Annotated in this window: 26 protein-coding genes and 1 pseudogene; 11 read left to right on the top strand and 16 right to left on the bottom strand. The window is 66.7% G+C overall.

The window, feature by feature from the left end; translation table 11 throughout:
* Positions 1 to 256: 256 nt before the first annotated feature.
* The 8 genes from ABIE45_RS27755 to hemB all read right to left on the bottom strand — a co-directional run bounded on the left by ABIE45_RS27755 (position 257) and on the right by hemB (position 7,347).
* A complete protein-coding gene (locus tag ABIE45_RS27755; protein WP_192707446.1) occupies positions 257 to 1,549 on the bottom strand; it encodes an adenylosuccinate synthase in 1,293 nt (430 codons plus the stop codon).
* A 143-nt stretch (positions 1,550 to 1,692) separates the two neighbouring features.
* Positions 1,693 to 2,025 (bottom strand): hypothetical protein, encoded by a 333-nt coding sequence (locus ABIE45_RS27760; RefSeq protein WP_192707445.1) that lies wholly within the window; start codon positions 2,023 to 2,025, stop codon positions 1,693 to 1,695.
* Positions 2,026 to 2,159: 134 nt separating this feature from the next.
* The gene (locus ABIE45_RS27765) at positions 2,160 to 3,017 is read right to left on the bottom strand and encodes a D-amino-acid transaminase (RefSeq protein WP_192707444.1); all 858 of its coding nucleotides are present in this window, start codon (positions 3,015 to 3,017) and stop codon (positions 2,160 to 2,162) included.
* A gap of 50 nt (positions 3,018 to 3,067) precedes the next feature.
* The gene (gene purB / locus ABIE45_RS27770) at positions 3,068 to 4,375 is read right to left on the bottom strand and encodes an adenylosuccinate lyase (RefSeq protein WP_192707443.1); all 1,308 of its coding nucleotides are present in this window, start codon (positions 4,373 to 4,375) and stop codon (positions 3,068 to 3,070) included.
* Positions 4,376 to 4,482: 107 nt separating this feature from the next.
* The gene (locus ABIE45_RS27775) at positions 4,483 to 5,229 is read right to left on the bottom strand and encodes an arginyltransferase (protein WP_192707442.1); all 747 of its coding nucleotides are present in this window, start codon (positions 5,227 to 5,229) and stop codon (positions 4,483 to 4,485) included.
* Positions 5,230 to 5,354: 125 nt separating this feature from the next.
* Positions 5,355 to 5,843: an RDD family protein gene (locus tag ABIE45_RS27780; protein ID WP_192707441.1), complete on the bottom strand. Its 489-nt coding sequence runs from the start codon at positions 5,841 to 5,843 to the stop codon at positions 5,355 to 5,357.
* An 80-nt stretch (positions 5,844 to 5,923) separates the two neighbouring features.
* Complete coding sequence (locus tag ABIE45_RS27785; RefSeq protein WP_192707440.1) at positions 5,924 to 6,292, bottom strand: hypothetical protein; 369 nt, start codon at positions 6,290 to 6,292, stop codon at positions 5,924 to 5,926.
* Positions 6,289 to 7,347 (bottom strand): porphobilinogen synthase, encoded by a 1,059-nt coding sequence (hemB, locus tag ABIE45_RS27790; RefSeq protein WP_192707439.1) that lies wholly within the window; start codon positions 7,345 to 7,347, stop codon positions 6,289 to 6,291. Before hemB ends, ABIE45_RS27785 begins: the two co-directional genes overlap by 4 nt.
* Before the next feature lie 210 nt (positions 7,348 to 7,557).
* Between hemB and ABIE45_RS27795 the strand changes: the two genes are divergently transcribed.
* The gene (locus ABIE45_RS27795) at positions 7,558 to 8,016 is read left to right on the top strand and encodes a DUF6163 family protein (protein ID WP_192707438.1); all 459 of its coding nucleotides are present in this window, start codon (positions 7,558 to 7,560) and stop codon (positions 8,014 to 8,016) included.
* 160 nt (positions 8,017 to 8,176) lie between these two features.
* Positions 8,177 to 8,689, top strand: coding sequence for a transcriptional regulator LdtR (gene ldtR, locus ABIE45_RS27800; RefSeq protein ID WP_192707437.1), 513 nt, complete (start codon positions 8,177 to 8,179; stop codon positions 8,687 to 8,689).
* 7 nt (positions 8,690 to 8,696) lie between these two features.
* Here the strand turns inward: ldtR and ABIE45_RS27805 are convergent, their stop codons facing one another.
* Positions 8,697 to 9,299 carry an exopolysaccharide biosynthesis protein gene (locus ABIE45_RS27805; RefSeq protein ID WP_210331655.1) on the bottom strand — a complete coding sequence of 201 codons (603 nt, stop codon included), beginning with the start codon at positions 9,297 to 9,299 and terminating at the stop codon, positions 8,697 to 8,699.
* A 303-nt stretch (positions 9,300 to 9,602) separates the two neighbouring features.
* Here ABIE45_RS27805 and bcsS point away from each other — a divergent pair, with 303 nt between their 5' ends.
* Complete coding sequence (bcsS, locus tag ABIE45_RS27810) at positions 9,603 to 10,322, top strand: cellulose biosynthesis protein BcsS (RefSeq protein WP_192707436.1); 720 nt, start codon at positions 9,603 to 9,605, stop codon at positions 10,320 to 10,322.
* Here bcsS and ABIE45_RS27815 read toward each other — a convergent pair.
* A complete protein-coding gene (locus ABIE45_RS27815) occupies positions 10,289 to 11,893 on the bottom strand; it encodes a cryptochrome/photolyase family protein (protein ID WP_192707435.1) in 1,605 nt (534 codons plus the stop codon). The genes bcsS and ABIE45_RS27815 overlap by 34 nt on opposite strands.
* A 267-nt stretch (positions 11,894 to 12,160) precedes the next feature.
* Here ABIE45_RS27815 and ABIE45_RS27820 point away from each other — a divergent pair, with 267 nt between their 5' ends.
* Positions 12,161 to 13,024: a formyltransferase family protein gene (locus ABIE45_RS27820; RefSeq protein ID WP_192707434.1), complete on the top strand. Its 864-nt coding sequence runs from the start codon at positions 12,161 to 12,163 to the stop codon at positions 13,022 to 13,024.
* A gap of 71 nt (positions 13,025 to 13,095) precedes the next feature.
* The gene (locus ABIE45_RS27825) at positions 13,096 to 13,437 is read left to right on the top strand and encodes a hypothetical protein (RefSeq protein ID WP_192707433.1); all 342 of its coding nucleotides are present in this window, start codon (positions 13,096 to 13,098) and stop codon (positions 13,435 to 13,437) included.
* Between the two features lie 13 nt (positions 13,438 to 13,450).
* On the opposite strand, the gene ABIE45_RS27830 is transcribed toward ABIE45_RS27825, so the two are convergent.
* Positions 13,451 to 14,485, bottom strand: coding sequence for a hypothetical protein (locus tag ABIE45_RS27830; RefSeq protein ID WP_192707432.1), 1,035 nt, complete (start codon positions 14,483 to 14,485; stop codon positions 13,451 to 13,453).
* 273 nt (positions 14,486 to 14,758) lie between these two features.
* On the opposite strand from ABIE45_RS27830, the gene ABIE45_RS27835 reads away from it, so the two are divergent.
* Entirely contained in the window at positions 14,759 to 15,034 is a 276-nt protein-coding gene (locus ABIE45_RS27835; RefSeq protein ID WP_192707431.1) for a PilZ domain-containing protein, read from the top strand.
* A gap of 33 nt (positions 15,035 to 15,067) precedes the next feature.
* Here the strand turns inward: ABIE45_RS27835 and ABIE45_RS27840 are convergent, their stop codons facing one another.
* The gene (locus ABIE45_RS27840; protein WP_192707430.1) at positions 15,068 to 15,247 is read right to left on the bottom strand and encodes a hypothetical protein; all 180 of its coding nucleotides are present in this window, start codon (positions 15,245 to 15,247) and stop codon (positions 15,068 to 15,070) included.
* Between the two features lie 231 nt (positions 15,248 to 15,478).
* Between ABIE45_RS27840 and ABIE45_RS27845 the strand changes: the two genes are divergently transcribed.
* A complete protein-coding gene (locus ABIE45_RS27845) occupies positions 15,479 to 16,435 on the top strand; it encodes a hypothetical protein (protein WP_192707429.1) in 957 nt (318 codons plus the stop codon).
* A 102-nt stretch (positions 16,436 to 16,537) separates the two neighbouring features.
* On the opposite strand, the gene ABIE45_RS27850 is transcribed toward ABIE45_RS27845, so the two are convergent.
* Both ABIE45_RS27850 and rnhA read right to left on the bottom strand, forming a co-directional pair.
* On the bottom strand, positions 16,538 to 16,828 hold the full coding sequence (locus ABIE45_RS27850; RefSeq protein ID WP_192707428.1) for a hypothetical protein: 291 nt from the start codon (positions 16,826 to 16,828) through the stop codon (positions 16,538 to 16,540).
* A 335-nt stretch (positions 16,829 to 17,163) separates the two neighbouring features.
* Entirely contained in the window at positions 17,164 to 17,826 is a 663-nt protein-coding gene (rnhA, locus tag ABIE45_RS27855) for a ribonuclease HI (protein WP_192707427.1), read from the bottom strand.
* Between the two features lie 974 nt (positions 17,827 to 18,800).
* Between rnhA and ABIE45_RS27860 the strand changes: the two genes are divergently transcribed.
* From ABIE45_RS27860 to ABIE45_RS27870, 3 genes are all read left to right on the top strand, one after another.
* A complete protein-coding gene (locus ABIE45_RS27860; protein WP_373622737.1) occupies positions 18,801 to 19,619 on the top strand; it encodes a Crp/Fnr family transcriptional regulator in 819 nt (272 codons plus the stop codon).
* A gap of 458 nt (positions 19,620 to 20,077) precedes the next feature.
* Entirely contained in the window at positions 20,078 to 20,383 is a 306-nt protein-coding gene (locus tag ABIE45_RS27865; RefSeq protein ID WP_192707426.1) for a hypothetical protein, read from the top strand.
* A 329-nt stretch (positions 20,384 to 20,712) separates the two neighbouring features.
* The gene (locus tag ABIE45_RS27870; protein WP_192707425.1) at positions 20,713 to 21,006 is read left to right on the top strand and encodes a hypothetical protein; all 294 of its coding nucleotides are present in this window, start codon (positions 20,713 to 20,715) and stop codon (positions 21,004 to 21,006) included.
* 284 nt (positions 21,007 to 21,290) lie between these two features.
* Here ABIE45_RS27870 and ABIE45_RS27875 read toward each other — a convergent pair whose 3' ends face one another.
* Positions 21,291 to 22,622: a hypothetical protein gene (locus ABIE45_RS27875; protein WP_192707424.1), complete on the bottom strand. Its 1,332-nt coding sequence runs from the start codon at positions 22,620 to 22,622 to the stop codon at positions 21,291 to 21,293.
* A 460-nt stretch (positions 22,623 to 23,082) separates the two neighbouring features.
* Here ABIE45_RS27875 and ABIE45_RS27880 point away from each other — a divergent pair.
* A pseudogene (locus tag ABIE45_RS27880) lies at positions 23,083 to 24,244 on the top strand (IS3 family transposase).
* Positions 24,245 to 24,499: 255 nt separating this feature from the next.
* On the opposite strand, the gene ABIE45_RS27885 reads toward ABIE45_RS27880, so the two are convergent.
* Entirely contained in the window at positions 24,500 to 24,835 is a 336-nt protein-coding gene (locus ABIE45_RS27885; RefSeq protein ID WP_192707423.1) for a hypothetical protein, read from the bottom strand.
* Between the last annotated feature and the right edge of the window lie 557 nt (positions 24,836 to 25,392).

Below are 25,392 nucleotides of genomic sequence, written 5' to 3' on the forward strand. Positions count from 1 at the left end.
ACCGTCCGGCAGCACCGGTCGAGGGCCGGGGACCGAGGGCCGCTCCCGCCCGTCAGGGTCGGTCACGGCCCGTCGGCCGGTTATGTCGTGATCCGCCGCGCGGAACCGCGTCCGCGCCTCGGTTACCGAGATGGTGGCAGGGCGGCCATCAGGATGGCCGCCCGCCCGCGCGCCCGTTCTAGATCAAGCGGGCACGGGCTGGATACAGTCGGGGTGTTCAAAAACTTGCGTCGTCAACGGGATAGCGCGCGATGCGTCAATCCTCGAACGGGTTGTGCATCAGGATCGTGTCGTCGCGCTCCGGCGAGGTCGACAGCAGGGCCACCGGCGCGCCGATCAGTTCCTCGATGCGGCGGACATACTTGATCGCCTGCGCCGGCAGATCCGCCCAGGAGCGGGCACCTGCCGTGGTCTCGGACCAGCCGGGGATCACCTCGTAGACCGGCTCGACCCGCGCTTGCGCAGCCTGGCTCGCGGGCAGGTGGTCGATCGGCTGACCGTCCAGCATGTAGCCGGTGCAGACGCGGATCTCCTCGAAGCCGTCGAGGATATCGAGCTTGGTCAGCGCGATGCCGTGGATGCCGGAGGTGCGCACGGTCTGGCGCACCAGCACGGCATCGAACCAGCCGCAGCGGCGCTTGCGCCCGGTATTCACGCCGAACTCGCGGCCACGGCTGCCGATGGTCTCGCCGATCTCGTCGAACAGCTCGGTCGGGAACGGCCCCTCGCCCACGCGGGTGGTGTAGGCCTTGGCGATGCCCAGCACGTAACCGATCGCGCCCGGGCCGAGGCCCGAACCCGTCGCCGCCTGCGCGGCCACGATGTTGGAAGAGGTCACGAACGGATAGGTGCCGTGATCGACGTCGAGCAAAGCGCCCTGCGCGCCCTCGAACAGGATGCGCTTGCCGGCCCGGCGCTCCTCGTCGAGCAACGCCCAGACAGTGTCGGCGAAGGGCAGGATCTTCGGGGCGATGGCCTTCAGTTCGGCGAGCAACGCCTCGGCATTGACCTCGTCAATGCCGAGGCCGCGTCGCAGGGCGTTGTGATGGGTCAGCACGCGCTCGATCTTGGCCGGGAGCGCGTCGGGGTCGGCGAGGTCGACGACGCGGATCGCCCGGCGCCCGACCTTGTCCTCGTAGGCCGGCCCGATGCCGCGCTTGGTGGTGCCGATCTTCAGACCGGCATTCGCGGTCTCGCGGAAATGGTCCAGCTCGCGGTGGAGCGGCAGGATCAGCGTGGCGTTGTCGGCGATCCGGAGGGAGGTAGGCGAGACCTCCACCCCTTGCGCCTTGATCCGCTCGATTTCGTCGACGAGGTGCCAGGGATCAACCACGACGCCGTTGCCGATCACCGAAAGCTTGCCGCCGCGGACCACGCCCGACGGCAGCAGCGCCAGCTTGTACGTCACGCCGTCGATGACGAGCGTATGGCCGGCATTATGCCCGCCCTGGAACCGGACGACGATGTCGGCCTGCTCGGAGAGCCAGTCGACGATCTTGCCCTTGCCCTCGTCGCCCCACTGGGCGCCCACAACGACGACGTTGGCCATGCCTGCCTGCTTACCCGCGACGGAAACCGGGACGCCGCCGCCCGCGGGTGCGGGCGCCGTACGTCGTGAGCCGTTTCCGCGATCCGGGCAGCGAAATCAAGCAAGTCGCCGCATGGCAGCCGGTATAGCTGCCGTGCGGATGTCTACTTCGCCTCGGTCCCGGGAGCGCGGCCGGGCAGTTCATTGGGCTTGATCACCGGCATCGAGCCGGACTGGTCGGGCTTGACCACGGTTCCCCTCGTCCCCGCCTCCGGCGGCTTGATGACGCCGTCGTTCTGCTGAAGCTTGTCGCTGAGCGACTGGTCCTTGGGCGGCGCGTCCGCGCTCGGACGGACGCGATCCGGCGGCGTCTGCGTCCCGGACGGGACGGCCGGATCCGAATCGCGCCCCTTCAGCGGCGCATCGGGGTTCTGGGCATAGGCAGGCAGCGCGACCAGGGTCGCCGCCATCGCTGCGAGCAGGAACGTCTTCGGCACGATCGGCCTCCCCTCTCAGGACACGAATTCGGGGAGGAACAGTCGGGGGCGGCATCCGTTCCTGCCCCCTGCCGAAGCGGATCGCCTCGCGGCCCGGATCCGGACCGGCGCCGCCCGTGAGTGGACGCTCCGGCTCAGCCCTGGCGCGCCGTCTCGATGTACAGCTCGCGCAGGCGCCGGGTCAGCGGGCCGGGCCGACCCTCGCCGATCCGCTTCCCGTCGATCTCGACCACCGGCATCACGAAAGCCGAGGCGCTGGTGTAAAACGCCTCCTGAGCCTCGTAGGCCTCGGCGACCGGGATCAGGCGCTCCTCGATCCGCAGGTCGGCCTCCTGAGCGAGCCGCAGCACCGAAGCCCGTGTGATGCCGGGCAGCAGGGCCGTGGACAGCGGCCGTGTCACGAGAACCCGATCGCGGCTGACGATGAAGGCTGTGGAGGACGAGCCCTCCGTTACCGCCCCGTCCTCGACCATCCAGGCCTCGGCGACGCCGGCCTCGGCCGCCTGCTGCTTGGCGAGCACCTGCGCCAGCAGGGCCACGGACTTGATGTCCCGACGCTTCCAGCGCAGGTCCTCGACGGTGATGACCCGGGCGCCGCTTTCGGCGAGCGGGTTGGCCAGCACGGTCTTGGCCTGCGTGAACATCATCACGGTCGGCGCGACATCGCCTTTCGGGAAGGCGAAGTCGCGCTCGGCGACGCCGCGCGTCACCTGCATGTAGACCAGCCCTTCGGTGACGCCGTTGCGGGCGACCAGCTCGGTCTGCAGGCGCTCCCAGCCCGCGGCGTCGTGCGGGTTGCGGATGCCGATCTCACCCAGGGAGCGATCGAGGCGCGCGAGATGCGCGGCGTTGTCGACGAGCTTGCCGTCGATGATCGCGGAGACCTCGTAGATGCCGTCCGCGAACAGGAAGCCGCGGTCCATGATCGGCACACGGGCCTCCTCGAAGGGGAGGAATGCGCCGTTGAGGTAGACGATGCGGGGTGAGGTCACGGATTGCCTTCCTGTGTTCGTCACGGGCCCAAGCAGGAATCGTGCGGCGCTCAGGCCGCGCCGAACACCCGCGCAAAGATCGTGTCCACGTGCTTGAAGTGGTAGCCGAGATCGAAGCACTCCTCGATCTGCTCCGGCGAGAGCGCCGCGGTGACTTCGGGATCGGCCTTGAGGAGCGCCAGGAAGTCGCCCTCCCCGCGCCAGACCGGCATCGCATTGCGCTGGACCAAGCGGTAGGCATCCTCGCGCGACACGCCGGCCTGCGTGAGCGCCAGCAGGACCCGCTGCGAGTGGACGAGGCCGCCGAGCCGGTCGAGGTTCTTCTGCATGTTGGCCGGGTAGATCAGCAGCTTCTCGATCACGCCGGTCATGCGGGCGAGCGCGAAGTCCAAGGTCACGGTCGCGTCGGGGCCGATCATCCGCTCGACCGACGAGTGCGAGATGTCGCGCTCGTGCCAGAGCGCCACGTTCTCGAGCGCGGGCGTGACGTAGCCGCGGACCATGCGGGCGAGGCCGGTGATGTTCTCGGTGAGCACCGGGTTGCGCTTGTGCGGCATGGCCGAGGATCCCTTCTGACCCTCGGAAAAGAACTCCTCGGCCTCCAGTACCTCGGTGCGCTGGAGGTGGCGGATCTCGATGGCCAGGCGCTCCAGCGACGAGGCGACGACGCCCAGCGTGGCGAAGAACATCGCGTGCCGGTCGCGCGGGATGACCTGGGTCGAGACCGGTTCGGCAGTCAGACCCATCTTCTCGGCGACGTACTGCTCAACGCGCGGATCGATGTTGGCAAAGGTGCCGACCGCTCCGGAGATCGCGCAGGTGGCGACCTCCTCGCGGGCCGCCACGAGCCGGCTCCGGTTGCGCTCGAACTCGGTATAGGCCTGGGCGAGCTTCAGCCCGAAGGTCACCGGCTCGGCATGGATGCCGTGCGAGCGCCCGATGGTCGGCGTGAGCTTGTGCTCGACGGCCCGCGCCTTCAGGGCGGACAGCAGCGCGTCAACGTCGGCGATGAGGATGTCGGCCGCGCGCACGAGCTGCACGTTGAGGCAGGTGTCGAGCACGTCCGAGGAGGTCATGCCCTGGTGGACGAAGCGCGCCTCGGGACCGACGATCTCGGCGAGATGCGTGAGGAACGCGATCACGTCGTGCTTCGTCACCGCCTCGATCGCGTCGATCCGGGCCACGTCGAAGACGGCGTCCTTGCCCTTCGCCCAGACGGTCTCGGCGGCCTCCTTCGGCACCACCCCGATCTCGGCCAGCGCCGTCGTGGCGTGAGCCTCGATCTCGAACCAGATCCGGAACCGGCTCTCGGGCGACCAGATCGCGGTCATCGCGGGGCGGCTATAGCGGGGGATCATGGAGGCCTCGGCACGGTCCGGATTGCGTGCGAGGCCGGTAGCATGCGGCGGGCCGGCCGCTCAATGCATACGGATCATGCCCGTGGGACACGGGATGTGGAGAGACCTCACTCGGTCCGCACCCAGCCCTGTCCCATCAGCCGCTCCTGGGGCCGGAAGCGGGACTTGTAGTCCATCTTGCGCGAGCCCTCGACCCAGTAACCGAGATACAGATACGGCAGGCCGAGCTGGCGGGCCCGGCGGATGTGGTCGAGGATCATGAAGGTCCCCGGCGAGCGCCCGGCCTCCGTGGGATCGTAGAACGAGTAGACCATCGACAGCCCGTCGGCGAGGACATCCGTCAGGCAGAACGCCAGCGGCGGGCCCGAGCCGCGCCCGGTGATTGCCGTGTCGGGGCCGCGCCGTCGGTACGACACCAAGTGCGTGTCGACGTGGCTGTCCTCGACCATCATGGCGTAGTCGAGGACGGTCATGTCGACCATGCCGCCGTCGCCATGGCGCGCGTCGAGGTAGCGGCGGAACAGGGCGTACTGCTCCGAGGCCGGCCGGTTCGGCTCCGGGGTGCCGACCCAATCGGTGTTGCGGGCCAGGATGCGTCGCTGGCTGGCGCTCGGCACGAACTCGTCCACGACGACGCGCACGGAGACGCAGGCACGGCAGGTCTCGCAGGCCGGGCGATAGGCGATAGTCTGCGAGCGGCGAAACCCGCCCTGGGTCAGGATCTCGTTGAGGTCGCGGGCTCGGCGCCCAACCAAATGGGTGAACACCTTCCGCTCCTCCTGGCCCGGCAGGTAGGGGCACGGCGAAGGCGCGGTGAGATAAAATTGCGGCGTATCGCGGGGATGGCTGGTCACGCTTCTTCTGGACCCTGCGCCGGATGCATCCTCTCGGCGCCGGCTTACCAGTTTACAGGTGGCGTGGCCGGGCTCAATGCCCCCGGCCAGCCGGCCCGCGGGTTTTTCGTCGCGTCAGAACGTCCTCAGCGCGCGTGGACGACCGCGAGGCCGAGCAGCAGATCGTGGGCGAGCCGCCGGTCGGACCGCATCAAACCGAAGGCGATGTCGACGCACCACAGCAGGAAGGTCGAGATCGCCACGTAGAAGAGCAGCGCGTGGACGGCCGCCGTGATGATGTCGACCCGCGCTCCGCTCTCGGGCGCGATCGTCCGCAAACCCATCAGCCTCTGGCCGATCGTGCTCTGCTTCGCGCCGCCCACCGTGATCGCGCTGTAGATGATCCCGCTCGCCGGCAGGACGGCGAAGAGCGTCCAGCCTAGGCCAAAGGTCACGACACCGACGACGGTGATCAGCAGCGTCAGCAGGACCGTGAACGCGAAGATGAACAGGATATCGAGGAGATACGCCACCGTCCGACCGCCGAGGCTGGCCCGCACGAAGGGCACGGGCAGCGAGGTCGCGTAGCCGGGTGCATCGAAACGCTGCGCGTAGCCGGGTTGAGGGTTCTGCATGGTGTCGCGTCCTGCAAGCGAGGCTGCAGCCGGAGAGGTGGGTGCGCTCCGCAGAAGCCGCAAGGGCACAGGATTCTGCGTCACCGTTCGGCCGGGTCGCCGGCCTCAGCGTCGGGCGTGTCGAGATAGAAGCGCTTGAGCATGTAGAGCGAGGGGCCCGACAGGCTCGTGCTCTCGGTGGCGAGAGCCACGAGGGTCGACCCGGCGTCAAAACGGCAGGTGAGCCAGTGCTGCCGGTTGCCGTCAGCGTAATCGACCCGCACCGTGTTGGCGGCCGGGCCGGTGGCGGCCCGCAGCAGGCGGATCCCGGCCTGGGGCGCAATCGCCGGAAGGGCGCGGCGGCAGGTGGCGACCCGCTCGCGCCGCAGGGTGTCCTGACAGGCGGCGAGCCCTCCGAGAAAGCCCGCCACCACCGCGGCCCCGAGGAGCCAGCGGTGCAGGCGCCTCACGGCTGGCTGCGCAGACGTTCGGCGACGCGGGGGGCGTGATAGGTGAGGACCCCGTCGGCCCCGGCCCGCTTGAAGGCGAGCAGCGCCTCGACCATCGCGCGGTCGCCGTCGAGCCAGCCGTTCCGGGCGGCGGCCTCGATCATCGCGTACTCGCCGGATACCTGATAGGCGAAGGTCGGCACCTGGAACTCGTCCCGGACGCGGCGGATGATGTCGAGGTAGGGCAGGCCCGGCTTCACCATCACCGAGTCGGCCCCTTCGTCGAGGTCCAGCCGGACCTCGCGCAGGGCCTCGGCCGAGTTGCCCGGATCCATCTGGTAGGTGCGCTTGTCGCCGATCAGCGCCGCCTTGGTGCCGATCGCGTCGCGGAACGGTCCGTAGAAGGCGCTGGCATACTTGGCCGCGTAGGCCATGATCTGCACGTCGAGGAACCCGGCCTTGTCGAGGCCGGCTCGGATCGCGCCGACGCGCCCGTCCATCATGTCGGAGGGCGCGATGATGTCGGTACCGGCCTCGGCCTGGATCAGGCTCTGTTCCACCAAGATCGCCACGGTTTCGTCGTTCAGGATCGCGCCGTCCTTCATCAACCCGTCGTGACCGTGGCTGGTGTAGGGGTCCAGGGCGACGTCGGTCATGATCCCGACTTCCGGGACGGCGCGCTTCACGGCGCGCACCGCCCGGCAGACGAGGTTATTGGCGTTGAGCGCCTCCGAGCCCGTCGGATCACGCAGTTCGACCTCGGTGAACGGGAAGAAGGCCACCGCCGGGATGCCGAGCCGCGCCGCGCGTTCCGCTTCACGGACGATCTCATCCACCGAGAGCCGTTCGACACCCGGCATGGAGGCGATCGGCTCGCGCCGCCCCTCGCCCTCGATGACGAACATCGGCCAGATCAGGTCATCGACCGTGAGCGTGTGCTCGCGGACCAGACGGCGCGACCAATCCGCCTTGCGGTTGCGGCGTGGCCGCTGGGTGATCTTCAGGCCCTCGACACGGGCACCCTCGCGGGCGGCCTCCACGGCGATGGGACGCGGCTCTGGCAATGTGTCTGACATGCGGCTTCGCTACGGTTCGCGCGGGCAATGCCGCGGACGGCCGGCGCACCGGCGCCGAAGGCGTGGGACTAGCATAGGGGGCGGACAGGGCGAAACCCGACCGTTGACGCAGCGCGACGGAACCGCTTCAACCCGGCGCATCCCTCACCGACCGACCAGGATCTTGTCCCAGAACATGAACCGGCTCTCCGCACCCGCGAGCGCGTCCTAATGCCCGGCTACCTTCCGATCCGGCGCAAGGCGCCCCGGCCCGGCGAGATCCCGACCGACCGGATCGAGCGCGCTCAGGGGCCGGCGCCCGGCACGTGGGACACCGTGCTCATCTGGTTCATGCGCATCACGGCCCTCGCATGGCTTCTGAAAAGCATCCTGGCCTGGGCAACGATCCTCGACGTGCTTCCCGGCGCGCGGCCGTTCGAGGTCGAGCCCTTCGGCCGGCAGGCGGCGATCGTCTATTTCGCGGTGGTCGACGCCGCGGCGGCGATCGGGCTGTGGCTCACCAGCGCCTGGGGCGGCGTGATCTGGCTGCTCGCCGTGACGTCGGCCATGACGCTGGCGGTTCTGACGCCGCAACTTCTGCCGCTACCGGTCCCCCTGCTCGTATTCGGGGCCAGCGTGGTGACGTTGTACTTCCTGCTCTCCTGGCTCGCCGCCCAGGAAGCACGGTGAACGAAATGTTCTGATCTTCGCTTCAGTTTGTCTTTACCTCGAAGAGTAAATCGCGAATTCATCCTGTCGCTTAAATCGCCTTTCATTCCCGCGCCCTAGCTTCACCAACATCAGCCGCCCCGCATTGTACGGAGTGGCAGCATCAGATGGCGAGGCAGAGATGAAGACCCAGAGCGCCCGAGTCGCGAAGATCGAGGCCCCGGAAGAGGCGTCGTCCGCGAAAGGCTCCTACCTGGAGGCACTCCACCTCGTGGAGCGGCTTCACCGTCGGCTGCTCGACGTGATCAAGGACGAGTTCGAGCGCCGCGGCCGCGAGGACGTCAACAGCGTCCAGGCGCTGCTCCTCTACAACATCGGCGACAAGGAGCTGACCGCGAGCGAGCTGCGGACCAAGGGCTACTATCTGGGCTCGAACGTCTCCTACAACGTCAAGAAGCTCGTCGAGGCCGGCTACCTGCACCACGCCCGCTCGAAGACCGATCGCCGCTCGGTCCGGATCAGCCTGACCGACAAGGGCCGTCAGGTTCACGAAATCATCCAGGGGCTCTACGACAAGCACGCCCGCACGATCGCGCCGATCGGCGGCATCTCGGACGACGATTTCGGCCGGCTGAACCAGGCGCTGGGCCGCCTCGAGCGCTTCTGGACCGACCAGATCCGCTACCGCCTCTGACGGACCGTCAGAGGTTGAGGAGACCGAGGATCCCTGCGATCACCGCGTAGGCGAACCCAGCGTTGATGGCGACTCCGAACAGGCCGATCACGAGGCCGCCCATGACCACGACCCCGTCGCGCTCGACGAGGCCGAGACCGACGAGGCAGACGGCGAGACCCAGCGGGATCTGTCCCACGATGGGCGCGGCCACGATCAGCGCCAGCGCCAGGGCCAGCAGGACGATCCCCATGCCGCGCATGCCGAGCGCGGTCTCGAAGACGCTCACGCGCGGCCGTGACCAGCGCTCCAGCCGCCGAAGGATTGGCACCGCCCGGGTGACCGCGCGCCGCACGTCGGCGAGGGCGATGGAGCGGCCGAGCAGCATGCGCGGCAGCCAGGGTGCCGACATGCCGGCCGCGATCTGAATCGCAACGAGCAGCAGAAGCAGGCCGCAGATCAGCGGGATCGGCGGCGGCATCGGCAGGCAGTTCGGCAGGCCGAGCAGCACGACCAGCAGCGCGAAGGCGCGATCCCGCAGGACCGCAACGATGTCGCCCACGGTGAGGCGCTCGCCCTCCTGGCTTGCCAGCACCGTGAGAACGTCCGACGTGCGTGCACCGGAGGTCAAGGATCCGCCAACCTTCGCTTTCCAGCCGGGGGCTCTAGCCGAGAACATCTGGCACGCCAAGCACGGCAGATTCGCGACAGCGCGCCGGCTCTCGCCTGGACGGCGGCGACCCACCTCAGGATGCCGATATACCTCTATGTAAATCACAAGTAATCTCAAGCACCGCGTTCGGCATCTGCAACGTTTGCCTCAGATCCTGTGCAGACGCGCGATGTTTGCAGGGGATCTCTCGAAACAAGGCCTGCCGATAATCGCGGCATCATCTTAGCTTTCTGCCTCGAAGCCTGGGGGCAGAGTCGTTCGATGCCGCGCAATCCGACCATAGGACGTAAGTTTGCCGGCATTTCCGTCATGGTTGCTCTGGGTTTTGCTGCGCATCCACGCGCGACTTCCGCTGGGGAGATCGACACCCTCCTGTTCGGCAGCCTCGATGCGAGCGCGGCGACCTTCCTGACCCTCGGGGCAAAGGCGGCGTGGGGCGCGCGCGATCAGGACGGTTTCGTCGCGCTCGCAAGTCTCGGCGGCGGGCATCGCGACGAGCGCGGATCCACCGAGGCCCGCCAGCGCTATACGGCGAGCGCCGCCTTTCTCGTCGGCTATCAGTGGTTCTTCGATTGGGGCGTCGTTGCTGCCTACGCGGGTCCTGAGGGCGTTCGGGAGATGCTGCTCGATGGTCGCGGCCTCTCCGCGTTGGAACCGCATCTTGGTCTTCGCCTGCAGGGTGAGATCTGGGCACGGCCGACGGCGGCCACGCTCGTGCAGGCGAATGCGGTGGTTGGCTCGGCACGCGACAGCGTGTGGGCCCGCCTCGCCTGGGGCTACCGGCTCTGGGACACGTATCTTGGCCCGGAGGTTGCCGCCTATACGGACGCCACGGGCTATCGAAAATGGAATCTTGGCCTGCACGGCACGGATTTCACGCTGGGCCGCTACAGCTTCCGGGTTTCGGCGGGCCTGCAATCCGAGACCGGCCGGCGCGGACCCGGTCCTTATGTGGCACTCGCCGTGTGGTCGCCCTGGTGAAGCGCGGCGGGCTCGCTGCTCAAGGCCTTCAGGAAAGAGGCCGCGTCGCGCCGGATCTCCGCGCGGCGCTTGTCGCCCAGACCGCGCAGGGTTCGATACGGCATGGTCATCCGCTGATTGCCGGCCAACCGCTCCTCGTTCTCGATCAGGAAGTTCCAGTACAGATAGTTGAACGGGCAGGCGTCCGGTCCGGACTTTACCTTCACGTCGTACGCGCAGGCCGCACAATAGTCTGACATCCGGTCGATATAGGCGCCCGAAGCCGCGTAGGGCTTCGAGCCCATCACGCCGCCGTCGGCCCAGAGCACCATGCCGTGCACGTTGGGCAGCTCGACCCATTCATAGGCGTCGGCGAAAACGATCAGGTACCACGCCTCAACCTGCGCCGGATCGAGCCCGGCGATCAGGGCGAAGTTGCCGGTGACCATGAGGCGCTGGATATGGTGCGCGTAGGCGTGGGCGCGAGTGTCCGAGACGACCTGCGCGATGCAGTTGAGCTTGGTCTCGCCCGACCAGTAGAACCACGGCAGGGCGCGGCCGGCGTGAAGCGCGTTGGTCTCACGGTAACCGGGCATCCGCGCCCAGTAGACGCCGCGCACATATTCGCGCCAGCCGAGGATCTGCCGGATGAAGCCCTCGACGCAGTTCAACGGTGCGACCCCCTCGCGATAGGCCCGCTCGGCGGCCCAGCAGATCTCCTCCGCGGTGAGCAGACCGGCGTTGAGGGCCGGCGACAGCAGCGCGTGATAGAGGAAGGGTGCGCCGGTCTTCATCGCGTCCTGGTAGTCGCCGAAGGTCGGCAGGCACGCGGCGATGAAATGCCTGAGCGCGGCGAGCGCGTCGGTTCGCGTGACCGGCCAGGAGAAGCCGTCCAGGTCGCCGAAATGGTCGCCGAACTCCTGCTCCACGAGAGCGATGACGTCGCGCGTCAGCGAATCCGGCTGAAAGCCGATCCGGTCCGGCGGACGATGCGTCTTCGGCAGGCGCTTCCGGTTGTCGGGATCGAAGTTCCAGCGGCCGCCGGCGGGTTCGGCACCATCCATGAGCAGGCCGGTCCGGCGCCGCATGCCGCGGTAGAAGGTCTCCATGCGCAGGTGGTGCCGGTCCTCGGCCCAGCGGGCGAAATCCTCGCGCGGGCACAGGAAGCGGTTGTCGGGCCGGATCTCCAGCGGCACCGGCAGGGTTTCGCGCCAGTCCTGCATCATCTCCCAGACGCGCCACTCGCCGGGCTCAGTGACCACGACCCGCTGCGGGCGATGCCGCGGGACGGCGCGCTCGAGCTCGCCGGTGAAGCTGCCGGAATTGCCGGCCTCGGTCAGCCGCACGTAATCGACCGTGATCCCCTCGGCCTCGAGTTCGGCCGCGAAGTGGCGCATGGCGGCGAACAGGAAGGCGATCTTCTGCTTGTGATGGCGGACGTAGGTCGCCTCGTCCCGCACCTCGACCATCAGGACGACGTCGTGCTCGGGGTCGATATCCACGAGACTGGACACGCGCCGGGTGAGCTGGTCGCCGAGGACGAGGCGCAGCGTCGTCCGGGCCGGGCGCGGCGGGTCCGCTCTTACCGGCATCGCCTCAGACCTTCGCACTGAACGGCGGGTCGCCGCGTTCAGCGGCGTTCGACTGGCGGCTGGAATCCCGGGCGGCCAGAGGCAGGGCGTGTCCGCGAGCCCGCAGAACGCGCCCCGCGGCGAGGCCGGTCCCGCCGAAGATCATCACCCGCCGCACGCGGTGCCCCCTGCTACCCATTCCGTTGCGATCAAGGTAAGGCCGATGGCGCCCTCGGGCAGGCGGCCGGGACCGCGCCCTCCACGTGCACAAGGTCGCAGGCGGGAAGCATGAAGTTCGCGTTTGCCGGTATCGACTTCCTGGGCGGCGTCTTCGAGGGCTTCTTGGATGCCGGCTGGACGCCCGTGAAGCTGTTCACGCGGCCCTGCGACGGAATCTACGACCACAACGAGGTGATCGTCGCCCGCGCCCGATCGCTGCGCCTGCCGATCCAGCTCTCGCGCATCCGCGAGACCGACATCGCGGCGCTTCAGGCCGAGCACGGCAAGGATTGCGCGCTCGTCGTCGCCGGCTATCCCTGGCTGGTGCGGGGTTGGCGCGGCCGCCTCGGCTACGGCCTCAACTTCCATCCCTCGCCCTTGCCGACCGGGCGCGGTCCCTACCCGCTCTTCCGGGCCGTGCTCGACCAGTACGAGACCTGGGGCGTCACGGCGCATGTGCTCGCCGACGGTTTCGACACCGGCGATATTCTGGCTCAGGAGATCTTCCCGTTGAGCCGGCAGGAGAACCACGAGACCTTGCTGGCGAAATGCCAGATGGCGGCCCGGCGCCTCGCCGCCGGACCTCTCGGACGCGATCTCCCCAATCGCTGGCGCCGGGCCGAGCCGCAGGGCGATGGTTCCTACTGGCCCCGTGCCACGGATGCCGACCGCACGCTCGATTTCCGCCAGGAGGTGGATGCCGTCCTTCGGCGCGTGCGCGCGTTCGGCACCGTCGAGACCATAGCGCGCCTCGGCGATGCGCGCGTGTTCGTCGCCGAAGCCCATGGCTGGCGCGAGCGTCACGGGCATACGCCCGGCTCGGTCGTCCACCGCCACCGCCGGCACGTGGTTGTGGCGGCACTCGACGGCTACGTGCAGATCACCCGCTGGTCGCCGGTCGCCCTGGCGGAGGCCGGCCAGATCGGCCGCTGACCGGGACAGTTCCGGGAACCGATCGGTGGCCGCGTGGGTTTCCGGCTGCCTCGAAGGTCACGGAGACCGCCATGTCCACACGTGCAAGCCTCGCCGCGTCCCTCGGCTTCGCCGCCCTGTTCACCGGCTCGGCCTTCGCCCAGGCCGTGATCGTGGCACCCGACGATTTCGGGCCGGACGACGACGTCATCGTCCGCGATTACATCGTGCGCCGCCCGGTCGGGCCCGGGCCGATCGTCGGCTCGATTCCACTGCGACCCGGTAGCATCGTGCCGGCCGATGTCGAACTCGCACCCTTCACGGACGCTCCGAATCCGCGCCTGCGCCGCTTCGGCTACTTCGTGGCGCCGGGCGACAAGATCGTGGTGGTCGATCCCGCCACCCGCGCCGTGGTGCGCATCCTCGACCGCTGACGTCCCCGCGCCCCTACCAGTCGCTGAGCGTCGCCCGCTTCCAGCGGTTCGGGGCGACGCAGCGATATTCGTAGGTCGCGTCCCAGGCGTGTTCGCCGGGGTTGCAGGGCGCGCTGCTGCTCTGCGGCGGCCGCGGCATCGCCTCGCGAACGCTCGCCGCCTCGACCTGTCCGGTGTCGCTGACCCGGAACACCGGCGCGCCGCCCAGGCCGTAGACGAGATCGCGGCCGTCGAAGCCGAGGCTGCGCGAGAAGCCACCGTCACGGTTCCCGTCGAGGCCGATCGACTGGCCGGAGCCGAGCAGAATCGCCGGGCCGGAGAAACGACCCGCGGCGGCGTCGATGCCGATGCCGTAGGTGCCCTCGCCCTGGAACGAGAAGCCCCGGTCGGTCACCGAGCCGGTGAGATTGCCCATCAAGATCCCGTACCCGGTATGGGCACCCGGCACCCCGCCGGTCGAGATCTGCAGACCGACGCGCTGGCGATTGCGGTCGGTGGTCGGCGACTGTGCCGAGACGTCGACCTCGGCGCCGATGCAGGAGGCAACCGGATCAGGCTCGTCGGTCATATCCACGCAGTTGAAGTTGCCGGCCCAGGATGGCCCCACCGGCCCCAGCCCGTTCGCCTCCTTGAAGATCGTCCCGTTCACCGCGACGTTCTGCGCGCCCGTACTGGCGAGGGCGCGATTGTGCAGCTCTCCTGTGATCGTCCACTCGTAGCCGGCATTGTTGGGACCTGACGAGCCGAGCGCCCAGATCGCCTTGTAGGTGTGGGTTGCCTCACCGGATCCCTCCGGCACGTGCCGGTCGACCCGCAGGGTGGACACCGGATCGAAGCCCTGCGGCCGATTCCACAGGAAGACGTGGCCACCGTCGATCCCGGGCAGACCGGTCCCCTGGACGTTGCGGGAGAAGTTCGGCGGCCACGCCGGCGCTGCAGCCGGTGTCAGCGGCTGACCGGGCATCTCGGCGACCGCCGAGCCCTGCGGAGCCATCAGGGTGCCGGCCAGAACCAGCGAGAGGAGAGCAGCACCGGAGCAATTGCGCATGATCGGATCCGATCTTCGTTTGGCGCCCCTCTGGATCGAACCGGCGAAGGTGCCCGCGTCCAGATAGGCAGCGTCCTGCCCTCGGCCATGGCCAAGGCCAGGGACATCGCCGGATCTCGAAGCCTGTCCCGATGGTGCCCGGTCATCCGCGCGGAACGAAGTCCGGAAGGTCTGCGGATCTCGATCCAGATTGATCGTCAATGATTTCTTAGCGAAATCAGAAGAATATTCCGGATATTACCATCTCGGCCCACCTGCGCAGGGACATCGCCGATGTACCGGACTGCAAAGCCGAGCCAAAATTACGTGGAGCGGCGCGCGACCGAGCGGAAGCCGACCGCCCTGCTGGCCTTCGTCCAGCATCCCGACGGTTCGCGATCCGCCTGCCAGGTCAAGAACATCTCGGACGACGGCGCGATGCTCGAGTTCCTGGGCGCGCAGGCCGTCGTGCTGGCGCCCACCTTCGATCTCGTGCTGACTGGCGCCGAGATGCGCTACGCGGTCACGTTGGTCTGGCGCGAAGGACAGAGCGCGGGCGTCCGGTTCTGACTCGGACAGGTCTGACGGACGATGCAGCCGACCTCAGGCTGCCAAGGCGGCCATCAGCGTGAGCCCGGCGGCAGGCAGCGTAAGGGCGAGAACCGCGAAGGTGTCGAGGGGCGCGGGATGGCTGGCGGCGAGCCAGCGGCGCTCGGCGAATTTCTCCGCCGCGAAACCCGCAAGCACGAGGCTGCAGCCGACAAAAGTCACAAGCGCGGACATCGGCCGCCGCCTCTTCCAAACGCCGCGCAGAACGTTGCGCCTGATCGAAGTACCCCGAAGCAGCCCATAAGGTTTCACCGTACGGCGGCGGCGCGGGCGAAAAACATCGCGGGCAGTCTCTGCCCGGCCTCCGGCACCGGCGGGCTTGCAATCCGGCCCGGTTCCGTCGAGGCGGGTGCGCGAATTGTCCGGCGGGGGCATTGCCGGCACGACAGGAGGGGCGGACCTTTCATGAAGAGCGGCAACGGCGTCGCCGTCGGGCATGAGGGCTGGCTGTACTGGGTCGGGCGCGCTCGTGAGGTCGAGACCTTCTACGGCGACACAGCGGCGTCGCGTCGGATCCTCGGGCGCTGGGCACGCCTCATCGCCCGGCGCGCACGCCGTCTGGACGAGCTCGGCATCCGCCACGTCCACACGGTCGTGCCTGACAAGCTCGCCGTCTATCCCGACCGGCTCGGCCGCCCGTTTCCCGGTCTCGGCGATCCACCGAGCGTCCGCCTCGGCCGCCTAGTTGCGCGAGACAGTGCGGCCACGATGGTAGACCTGCTGACCCCCTTGTCCGCGGCGCGCGCCGAGGAGCCGGTCTATCTTCGGACGGATACGCACTGGACCTACCGCGGCTATCTCACCGCCTATCGCGCTCTCTGCGAGGCGCTCGACGCACCGGTCGCCGAGCACGTGTTCGCGGGTTCGAGCCAGCAGGAGCGCTTCACGTTCGATCTCGGCGAGAAGCTGACGCCGCCGGTCGCCGAGGATTACGTCGCCTACGACTTCCCGCGCCGCGCGGAACGGACCGAAGCGAACGCACTGGTCCGGGTCCGCGAGACGGGTCAGGCTGTCCGGCTGCGCGGCTTGTTCGTCGGATCACGCGTGGTGCTGACCAACCCTCAAGCGCCCGATCCGCGTCGCGTCGTCCTGTTCGGCGACTCGTACATCTACAGCCCGGGCGCGCGCCTGACCGCGATGCTGGCGGAGACCTTCGCGGAGGTCCACGCGATCTGGTCGGCCAATATCGACTGGGCCTATGTCGAGGCGGTCCGGCCGGACGTGCTGATCTTCGAGATCGCGGAGCGGTTCCTGCGGCAGGTCCCGACGGATCGGATCCGCATCGATGCCTTCGCGGCGGCACGCGCGCGCCGGGCGGTGCGGCCGACCCTGCGCGCGCGGATCCGAGGCTGGTTGCGCTAGGCCATCCGTCCCGTCGAGACCGCGTGGGGCTGCCCGCGAAACGAAGGACCCCCGCCGCGCAGGCGCGGCAGGGGTCCGGAAATTCCGCAGCCGTGAGGCTCCTCAGTAGCCCCGGCCGTAATAGCCCGGACCGCCGCGGTCGTAGGCTCCTGCGGCGGCCGCACCAGCCGCCGCGCCCGCGATACCGAGGCCGATCGCGGCACCCGTCGAAAGGCCGCGGTGACGCCGGTAGCCGTAGTCGCGATGGCCGCCATAGCCGCGGTCGTAGCCCCGGCCGTATCCACCATGATGGCCGCCGTAGCCGCCGTAACCATAACCCTGCGCCTGGGCGCCGGTGGCGCCGATCGCTCCGACCGACAGAGCCAGGGCGGAGATGAGAGCGAGCTTCCGCATCGATGTCTCCTTCGCTGTTGCGTTGGACGACCAATGCCAAACGTGTTGATGGGTTCCGATCTTTCGGGGATGGCTCCGGCGCCTGCGCCATTTGGCGCGCTCGCGTCAACGGATCCGAGTCAGGGCTGCATCCGCCGGCCGTACTGGTCGCCACTGTCCGCTTGCGACCAGATACGGGACGACCGCTTCCCATCCGGAGCAGCTCGTCAGGGAGACCGCCCGAATTGGCCGCGGCTTGCCAAAAGGGCGGACCGTCCGGTGTCCGCGCGGCGAACGCATGGCGCAAGATTGGGCTCGAGTCGGCGACCAGGCGTCACCGCACCCGACCGCGTCCACTATCCTCGGCTCGACCGCAGGCGTGCAACCTCGCTCGGCCCGATCTCCAGGTAGAGGCGGATGGCATCCTCGACGAGGGCGTCGGGCGTGACACCCGCCGCCTTCGCGGCCCGCGCGACCTGAAGGCCGAGCGCAAGATCGATGCGCAGGTCGGCTTTCTGGCTCGGCGACGCTGGCGCCGCGGCAGGCGCAGGGAGGGACGCGGCACTGTTGCGCGACTCGAGCTTGCCGAGCTTGGCTTCGCGACGGCCCCGGTGGACGAGAGCGTCGGCGCGCTCATTCAGACGGTCGCCGGCATGCCCCCGGACCCAGGTCCATTTCACGTCGCGCGCAGCATTGAGTTCGTCGAGGCGCTTCATGAGGTCGATGTTCTTCACCTCACCCGTCGTCGTGCGCCAGCCTTTCGCCTTCCAGCCGCGCATCCATTCGGTCACCGATTTGACGACGTACTGGCTGTCGCACCGCATCTCGATGGCGGCCCCGGCCGGGAAATGCTCGAGGCCCTTGATCGCGGCCGTCAGCTCCATGCGGTTGTTGGTCGTGGTGCCGGGCTCCCCGCCGCACAGTTCGACCGTGCCATCCGGGGCCGCAATGACGACCCCCCAACCGCCTGGACCGGGGTTCGGGTCGCAACCTCCATCGGCATAAACGATCGTTCGCATCGTGGCGTCGGCCCTTCCGTGTGGGGTGGTCGATGGGAGGCCGCCATCGATGCCCGAAATTGGCTGACAGATGGTATCCCTAACCGCGGCGCGGTGCCGCTGGAGGGCGGCGCGCCGCGCAGCCTATCGATCGCCGATGACACGCAGCAGGCATGGGGCGGGTCGGCGAAATCGCGGGTGTCGCCAATCTGCTGCTCCTGACCGTGCGGCTCCCCGCAGGGCTTGGGTCGAAACCCGGACGGCGAGGCAATGCGTGGCGCTGTCTCCCCTCCCCCCGCACCGGGGAGGTGTCCGCTTCCGGCTCGGTCGATCGAGTGACAGCGAATGCCTGGTGCGGATGATTTTGCGACGGTGGGTCAGGGAGTTTTCCGAAGGGCGCTTCGAGCGCGGATCTTCGCACCAGCGCGCGGCATGCCGAGTCCGGAGTCTTTGGTAAGCGGAAGCACTCCTCAGCGCGCCTCGGCGCCGAATACCCCTGAGCCAACCCTCCATTTGATGAGGACAGCGGCCAAGCGGGCTGTTGTTAAGTCGCCTCGCCAGCGCCAATCCGCAGCTCTCAGGAGTCGGCGGCCTCAGTCAGTGCGCGTCTGAGCCGGGGCGTACCGGCAGGATGGAAAGAGGATCGGGATGGATCAACTTGTCTCCAGCAGTCACCTGGAGATCCGCAAGCGGCCGCACTTGGCCATTGTCTTAGGATCGATTGTCGTTGCGGTAGGGATTTGGTTTGTCATTTATAAGATTAGCGGCCGAGTGATTTGGCTCTGGTAGCGAAGAGAAGAGCCGCGATCATGTGCGAGGCTCGCTTCGGTCCGGATCGGACAGCCCTCGGAAGGTGAAACGAGTGCAGCGTCGGCTGCGTACCATTTGTTGGAGCACCTTTTGCCTTCGGCCTGGCACCGATTGCCGGCTACCGCGCCGTTTCAGGCCTGCGCTGAAAATCTGCTACACGCACGGGCAACGACCAATCGTCGTGCATGGATTGCTCCATCGGCACGCGCGAAGCCCGGGTGCGCAACAGGCAGATGTCAAATCCTTTCATCCGGAAATTGGCATCGCGAGCGCATCTCGATGTCGACGACGTGTCGGCTCTGCGACAGGCCTTATGCAGCGTCTCTCAGGTGGAAGCCGGTCAGGATCTGATCCTAGAAGGCGAGTGTCCGGACGCCGCCTACGTCATTCTCGACGGGTTCGCCTGCCGCTACAAACTCGTGCCTGACGGCGGCCGTTCGATCGTGGCTTACCTGGTACCCGGGGACGGCTGCGATCTGCACGCTTCGATTCTCAATCGTGCGATCCACTCGGTCGCTACGCTGACTCCCTGCTCGATCGCCACACTGCCTTACCAGAAGATCAAAGAACTTGCCGCCACGCGGCCGAATATCTATCGCGCCCTGTGGCGTTCGATCCTTGTCGATGAAGCGGTTTTACAAGAATGGCTTGTTGGGATCGGGCGTCGGTCCGCAGACAAGCAGGTTGCCCACATCATCTGCGAACTTCTCGCCCGGTTGCGTGCGGTAGGGCTCGGTTTCGAGCCGAATTATCATCTGCCTCTGACACAGCCTGAACTGGCGGATACAGCCGGGCTCTCGAACGTTCACATCTACCGCGTTCTCGCGGACCTTCGGAAAGACGGCTTAATCGAGAGCGGCCGACGATATATAAGCGTTCCGGACGTCAAGCGATTGGAGAACTTCGCTAGGTTTGATGCCAGCTACCTTCTTCTTTCTGGCCCGGATGAAAACCCCGCACCGGTTGGAAAACTGCCGGACATGACGGGCCAGGTCAGGCGATGAACCCGATAAGGCGCGGCGACCATCTCCGATACCATCCGAGGACATTGTAGAGTGCCGGCGTAATCTCAGTTGTCAGGATTGGTCAAATACGAGCCCACAAGATATCCGGATTGGTGAGCTGACAAGTACGCCACCGTAATCAGAGCTTGCTCCACACCCATGCCATGCGTCAACGAGAATATTACAACACATAACATCAAGATAAAAACCGAAGAAACCACGAGGTGCTTTGCACGCAGCGTATAAGCGATATATAATCCAGAGATAAACAGCAATATCGCAATAAGCATTGGATACCCGACGGGCCTTCAGCACCGATATTGCGCGAGCCGGATCACTGTTCCGGACGACGCCTGGCCCAGCAGCTAGGCCGCGTCCTGCAATTTGCAAACCATTCTTCATCCTAGTTACAGCAGAATGTCGGCATTGTTAGCGATGAAAGATGATGGAGCGTCCTTTTGAAGCTCCCTCGGAGCCGTTCGGCAGACGGGCGCTCCCTGCGGGCGCGCCTAAACCTCTGCTCCTGGCAACTCTGGCAGAGCGGGGGCGTCCACACGCGGGAGATCCACAAGACGCCCATCGCCGACCTCGACCATCCCATCGCGACGAGGAAGCAGCACGCGGCCGAGCGTCCGCGGGCCGTGGCGGCGGACGCCCATCTCGGCACGCACCGGATTGGATCTAGCTTCGTCCGGCAACCGGAGAAGCAGTCCAACACGATCCGGCGCAGCTCGACGGCGATCATCCTCAGAGCGCCGGCATAGTCCACACGCAGGAAGCCGCGCTGCGAGTGAGTCCAGAACGGCTGTGGCACCGTCCGGTCGAGCCGGCGCGCCTCGGCGCCGGACGGGTTGATGAAGGCGAGCGCGCTCGCCCGCCGCGCCGACCATTTCGCTGGCAGGGCGAGGCGTGCTCCGAAAGGCGTTCGATATGACCGCGCCAAGTGGTGACAGCGGCAGGAAGGACATCGCAGGTTGCGCCGACGGCACGCCCAGCGAGCTAGGGCTGAATGGTTGCCGAAATCGGAAAAAATCGGCTCAGTGGACCGCGGGCGGCGATCGAGTCGTCACCAAGATGTTCTGGGGGTCGTTGCATGACGAGATCGGCAGATGAGATCAACGAGCGCGCCGACCGCGAGCACGCGAAGGAACACCGAAGTTACGTCGAAGGCGTTCAGCTCGGAAATGAAGCCATACTAAAGGCTCTTCTCTCATCTGTGATCGCCATCTATGAGCCTGAAACTGCCATAGAGGAGTCTAAGATAATCAATCAAATTAAATTTTGGGCGCTTCGCTCGCTTCCGCCAGTGAAATCTACGGTCAACAGCGGAGATGATTTGGAAAACCTGGTGGCAAGATCGGTCATTCGAACCGTATTTGAGCGCTAGCGCATCGAATCAGCTTGACCGAGCGCTTCGGCGCGGCTTGCAGTGTGGACAGCGAGGCTTACAGGGCATGCGCGCTTGAGACCGATCGCGACCGAGCGTCGAAGCTGTCCGGTCTGCAACAAGGTGAGCGGCACTTAGATAAAAGCGCTCACGCAAGAGGAATTGGTAAGCAACCGGAGCGCTTCGATTGCCCAGAAGATTGGCGCCGACATGGCACTCGCGTCATCGGTGGAGGTTCCTTGGCTCGGAAAAGCGCGTGTGGCGACGCATTGCTCGTCGCGGCCTCAGTTCCGTCGAGGCACGACCGGCGTCGACCGCACCAGATGCGCAAAGCCTGGCGGCACCACGGCAGAGGTGCGGATACTGCTATCCATGATGCGCCAGTCAAAGTACGGGCGCTCGTCCGGCTTGCCGGTCGCGGCCCGCCAAGCCGCGAAATAGGCCGCGGGGTCGGGTATGCCGCCACTCGCCGGGTTCACCACAATCGGGGTGGCCAGAGGGCCGAGGTTGCCGTCGTAGACAAGGCTGGCGGGCGCCTGACCCCGCAGCACAACAACTCCGGAATCGGGGCGCGCGGTCGGGCCGGCGTAACACCACGAGTCCCGGATGGTGATGCCGCCGCCACGGGCGTAGCCGCCCGTATCGACCTGCCCGGTCGTGTTCGAGTTTGCGGCAGTGAAGTGATAGGCGATCGGGATGCCGCCACCCTCCCCGCCGAAGCGCACGCTCTGGGCACTGAACGTGCCGCGGACATCGGCCCAGCGTGAGCCGGCCACGAAAGCGTTCGGGCCGCCTGATCCCCGCCAAAGCACGGGTACGCCACACCAGCCGGCCCCGAGATTGAGTATCTGGAAGTAGCGCACAGCGTGGTTCATGCAGAACACGGCGCGGTCGGGTGAGAAATTATCGAAGTGTGGTTCGGACCATCCACCCGTAACATTGGTAACGTCGGTCTCGGTGCGGATGTCGCCGTTGCAGCGGACGAAGTGGCAGCGGACCACGTCGAGGACCGTGGAGTAGGCACCGGTGACATCGACGGCGTAGTCGGCGGTGTCGCCGATCGAGAGACGATTGAGCTCGATCAGGCCGTCGTCGATGTTGGCGTTTCCGACGGCAAGCGCGTGAAGGCCACCTTGCAAGGTCAGATCTTCAAGGATCAAGCGCGTGAAGCCGAAGCGCCCGGGATCGCCGGACGGGCGGCCGTCGAGCAGCACGATTGCCTTATCCGGGGTCCAGATCCGAGCGCGCCCGGCTCCGCGCATGCAGTGGGTCGGCAGGATCGGCGCCGTGACTTTGATGTTGCCGCTCAACTGCAGGGCGGGAAACAGCCATGACCGGCTCGATCCATCCGGCGCCTGCGCCAGCGCCTTGATCGTCGAGCAGGCGTTCTGAAGCGCGACGGTATCGTCCTTCTGCCCGTCGCCGACAACGCCGAACATGTGGGCGTGATAGCCGCCCAGGCGGATCTGCTCGGGAAGCGTCGCGATCGCGGGCGCCCCCAGCGCGGCACCGCTGCCGCTTGCAACGATCCGGCTCGCGAGCGCGCCGCCGAGCATACCCCCAGCGGCGCAAGCTGACGCGAGGAGCAATTGCCGGCGTGTCGAATCGGTACTCATAGGCCTTTGTATCGCGGTCGTCCGCCGCCATGCCAACCTGCGACCCGGCTGCTTCCAGCAGCGGGGTGACGCGGCGGTCGCCAAAGCGCGGGTACTCCGACACCAGGGCGACGAGGGCAGGGTCAGCCCGTTCGCATCGGCGGGCGGCGTGGGCATGGCGCGCTGCGTGCCCCCAAAGGCTGGCCGATGATCCGGCGAGAAGCTCGTTGGGACGGATCTGGACAATGGAAAAACCCGCCGAGTCCTCGACCGGGCGGGTGACGTCAATCGACAGCGCGCTGGGGCTCGAACCGAGGACTTACAGATTAAAATTTCGTTTGTGCCTGTTTCAACGCCGACCAAGGCGAGAAGTTGCATAGGGTGAAGTTGCGCCCACCGTGTCGCCCGTCAGGACTGACCTGACCGGCTGGCTTTGGACCGGGCTGATTGAGCGGATCAGCCAGGACCAGAGGAGTCGGACATGCGGCGAGGTCAGAAGACGAGCGCGGAGCAGGTGGTGCTGAAGCTGCGCCAGATCGAGGTGCAGACGGCCCAAGGCAAGAGTTTAGCCCTGGCGTGCAAAGAGGCGGAGATCTCCGAGCAGAGTTATTACCGCTGGCGCAGGGAGTACGGCGGCCTCCAGGTCGACCAAGCCAGGAAGATGAAGGACCTGGAGCGCGAGAACGCGCGGCTACGGGGGCTGGTAGCTGACCTGTCCTTGGTGGGTCAGGTGTTGGCGGACGTCGCCTCGGGAACCTTGTAGCCCCCGAGCGACGCCGGCAGGCAGTGGTCGGCATCCGGGAGACGTACGGTCTCTCGGAACGTCACGCCTGCCGGATCGTCGGTCAGCACCGCGGCACGCAACGCACCGTGCCGACCGTGCCGGCCGATGAGGATGCACTGACCCAGGCCATCATCGCCCTGGCGTCCGAGTACGGGCGCTACGGCTACCGCCGCGTCACCGTGCTGCTGCAGGCAGATGGCTGGCAGGTGGGCAAGGACCGGGTTCAGCGCTTCTGGCGTCGCGAGGGGTTGAAGGTCCCGCAGAAACACAGGCCGCGTAGCCGACTTTGGCTCAACGACGGTTCTTGCATGCGGCTGCGCCCAGTCTACCGCAATCACGTCTGGAGCTTCGACTTTGTGCAGGGACAGACCCACGACGGCCGGAGCCTGCGCATCCTGACGCTGATCGACGAGCACAGCCGGGCCTGCCTCTCCTTGAAGGTGGCGCGGCGCATCAACAGCGTCGGCGTGATCGAAGCGCTGGCTGACGCGATGAGCCTGCACGGCATCCCGGCGCACATCCGCTGCGACAATGGCCCTGAACCGAAGGACCGCGCAGCGAGATGGTCTCGCAGGCACTGCGCCAATGGGACGCCAAGACGGGGGCGCAGATCCAGTCCATCGCACCCGCCTCTCCGTGGGAGAACCGATACTGTGAGAGCTTCAACGGAAAACTGCGCGACGAGTGCCTGCGCCAGGAGATCTTCTACTCGCTCAAGGAGGCGCCGATCGTGATCGGTCTATGGCAGAACACATACAACCGCGCCCGACCGCATTCGTCGCTGGGCTATCGACCGCCCGCGCCCGTCAGCGACCCGGATCTGGCCTTCCGGCTACCCATGGCAGCGGCCATGCAGTAGCCTCTCACTCAGCCCGGTCCAAAATACCGGTCAGGTCAGGATGTCTCGCGGCTGCGCGTGCGCTTCACCAATCCTTGCACCGCTCGCGTGCGTGTATCCACGACCCCGATCATAAGAGAGCATTGTCGGCTCCCGAGCGTGTCCGAAGATCTACCGACGTCCATGACCCGGTTAAGTCCAATGGCTGCGTGCCATGACGTAGTCGGATTCTTTCCAATCCAGCGCCAGGTGAGTATCGGACCTCGCGGCCCGCGCTCAGCACCCGTTACAGACCCCGTCATCGTTCAGCAGCTTCTCGTCGATGCGGTGGGCACGCAGATCCATCTGTCCGATCTGGGCGGCCTGATTTCCCGGGAGTGCGCCCTCGCTCACGTCGAGCGGAGGCGTCGTGATCGCCTGCTGTTCCATGCGGTTGATCTGGGCGTTTGTGGGGATGGTGACCTCGCTCTGCGCGATACGGGCGGGCGGGTCTGCCAGGACGGGTCCTCCGAAAGTCCCGAACGACAGCGCGAGTGTCATCGTGACGAGCAGCATGCGTGGGATCTTCATCGACGGCTCCCGAACGATACGCACCAACGCCGTTGCCAGCATGAACCAGGCTCGGCTGCTCGGCTTGATCGGATGGGACAAGAGCGGGAGGTCTCAGAACAGAGCCTTCCATGGAATGCCTCCGCTCACGGCATTCTCCCTTTGCATGGGACGGCGAAGAAGGAGCTTATTGAGCTGCTCTTAGTTGAGTGTTGCAGGAAAAATTTGCCGCCCACCCGGCTCATCCATGTTTGCCGATGATTTAATGTTCCAGCGCCATCCAGAACTATGCATTGAGACTTCTTAATAAGAACGACACCGCAAGGAGCTGAAAAGCTGAATTGTGAAGACGCGATCGCAATCTGATCTCGCGCCGAGAGGTATCTTGACATCTATGTAGGCCAGTCGCGCTAAGCGAACGATATGTCCCATTCAGTCAAGCATTCTTGTCCGCAAGCGGACATTCTGCGACCGAATGTTGATTCGGCCTCGTCAGAGTCGTCGGTCCATCTTTCTGGTCGGCAATCACCGCGGTGCTCTCGGGATCCTTTCTGCACGTGATCGCCAGCGCGCAGTCTGCACGCGTCCCCTGCCTTTGGTCTGACGCGCGCCCGAATGGA

Origin of the sequence: Methylobacterium sp. OAE515 (assembly GCF_041806315.1) — a bacterium.
In the GTDB taxonomy this organism is placed as follows: domain Bacteria; phylum Pseudomonadota; class Alphaproteobacteria; order Rhizobiales; family Beijerinckiaceae; genus Methylobacterium; species Methylobacterium tardum.

Bases quoted from the DNA above. Each gene is read 5' to 3' on its own strand.
- ABIE45_RS27755 (WP_192707446.1), bottom strand. From the start codon at position 1,549: ATGGCCAACGTCGTCGTTGTGGGCGCCCAGTGGGGCGACGAGGGCAAG.
- purB (WP_192707443.1), bottom strand. From the start codon at position 4,375: ATGATCCCCCGCTATAGCCGCCCCGCGATGACCGCGATCTGGTCGCCC.
- ABIE45_RS27780 (WP_192707441.1), bottom strand. From the start codon at position 5,843: ATGCAGAACCCTCAACCCGGCTACGCGCAGCGTTTCGATGCACCCGGC.
- hemB (WP_192707439.1), bottom strand. From the start codon at position 7,347: ATGTCAGACACATTGCCAGAGCCGCGTCCCATCGCCGTGGAGGCCGCC.
- ABIE45_RS27795 (WP_192707438.1), top strand. From the start codon at position 7,558: ATGCCCGGCTACCTTCCGATCCGGCGCAAGGCGCCCCGGCCCGGCGAG.
- ldtR (WP_192707437.1), top strand. From the start codon at position 8,177: ATGAAGACCCAGAGCGCCCGAGTCGCGAAGATCGAGGCCCCGGAAGAG.
- bcsS (WP_192707436.1), top strand. From the start codon at position 9,603: ATGCCGCGCAATCCGACCATAGGACGTAAGTTTGCCGGCATTTCCGTC.
- ABIE45_RS27815 (WP_192707435.1), bottom strand. From the start codon at position 11,893: ATGCCGGTAAGAGCGGACCCGCCGCGCCCGGCCCGGACGACGCTGCGC.
- ABIE45_RS27820 (WP_192707434.1), top strand. From the start codon at position 12,161: ATGAAGTTCGCGTTTGCCGGTATCGACTTCCTGGGCGGCGTCTTCGAG.
- ABIE45_RS27825 (WP_192707433.1), top strand. From the start codon at position 13,096: ATGTCCACACGTGCAAGCCTCGCCGCGTCCCTCGGCTTCGCCGCCCTG.
- ABIE45_RS27830 (WP_192707432.1), bottom strand. From the start codon at position 14,485: ATGCGCAATTGCTCCGGTGCTGCTCTCCTCTCGCTGGTTCTGGCCGGC.
- ABIE45_RS27835 (WP_192707431.1), top strand. From the start codon at position 14,759: ATGTACCGGACTGCAAAGCCGAGCCAAAATTACGTGGAGCGGCGCGCG.
- ABIE45_RS27840 (WP_192707430.1), bottom strand. From the start codon at position 15,247: ATGTCCGCGCTTGTGACTTTTGTCGGCTGCAGCCTCGTGCTTGCGGGT.
- ABIE45_RS27845 (WP_192707429.1), top strand. From the start codon at position 15,479: ATGAAGAGCGGCAACGGCGTCGCCGTCGGGCATGAGGGCTGGCTGTAC.
- ABIE45_RS27850 (WP_192707428.1), bottom strand. From the start codon at position 16,828: ATGCGGAAGCTCGCTCTCATCTCCGCCCTGGCTCTGTCGGTCGGAGCG.
- rnhA (WP_192707427.1), bottom strand. From the start codon at position 17,826: ATGCGAACGATCGTTTATGCCGATGGAGGTTGCGACCCGAACCCCGGT.
- ABIE45_RS27860 (WP_373622737.1), top strand. From the start codon at position 18,801: ATGGATTGCTCCATCGGCACGCGCGAAGCCCGGGTGCGCAACAGGCAG.
- ABIE45_RS27870 (WP_192707425.1), top strand. From the start codon at position 20,713: ATGACGAGATCGGCAGATGAGATCAACGAGCGCGCCGACCGCGAGCAC.
- ABIE45_RS27875 (WP_192707424.1), bottom strand. From the start codon at position 22,622: ATGAGTACCGATTCGACACGCCGGCAATTGCTCCTCGCGTCAGCTTGC.
- ABIE45_RS27885 (WP_192707423.1), bottom strand. From the start codon at position 24,835: ATGCTGGCAACGGCGTTGGTGCGTATCGTTCGGGAGCCGTCGATGAAG.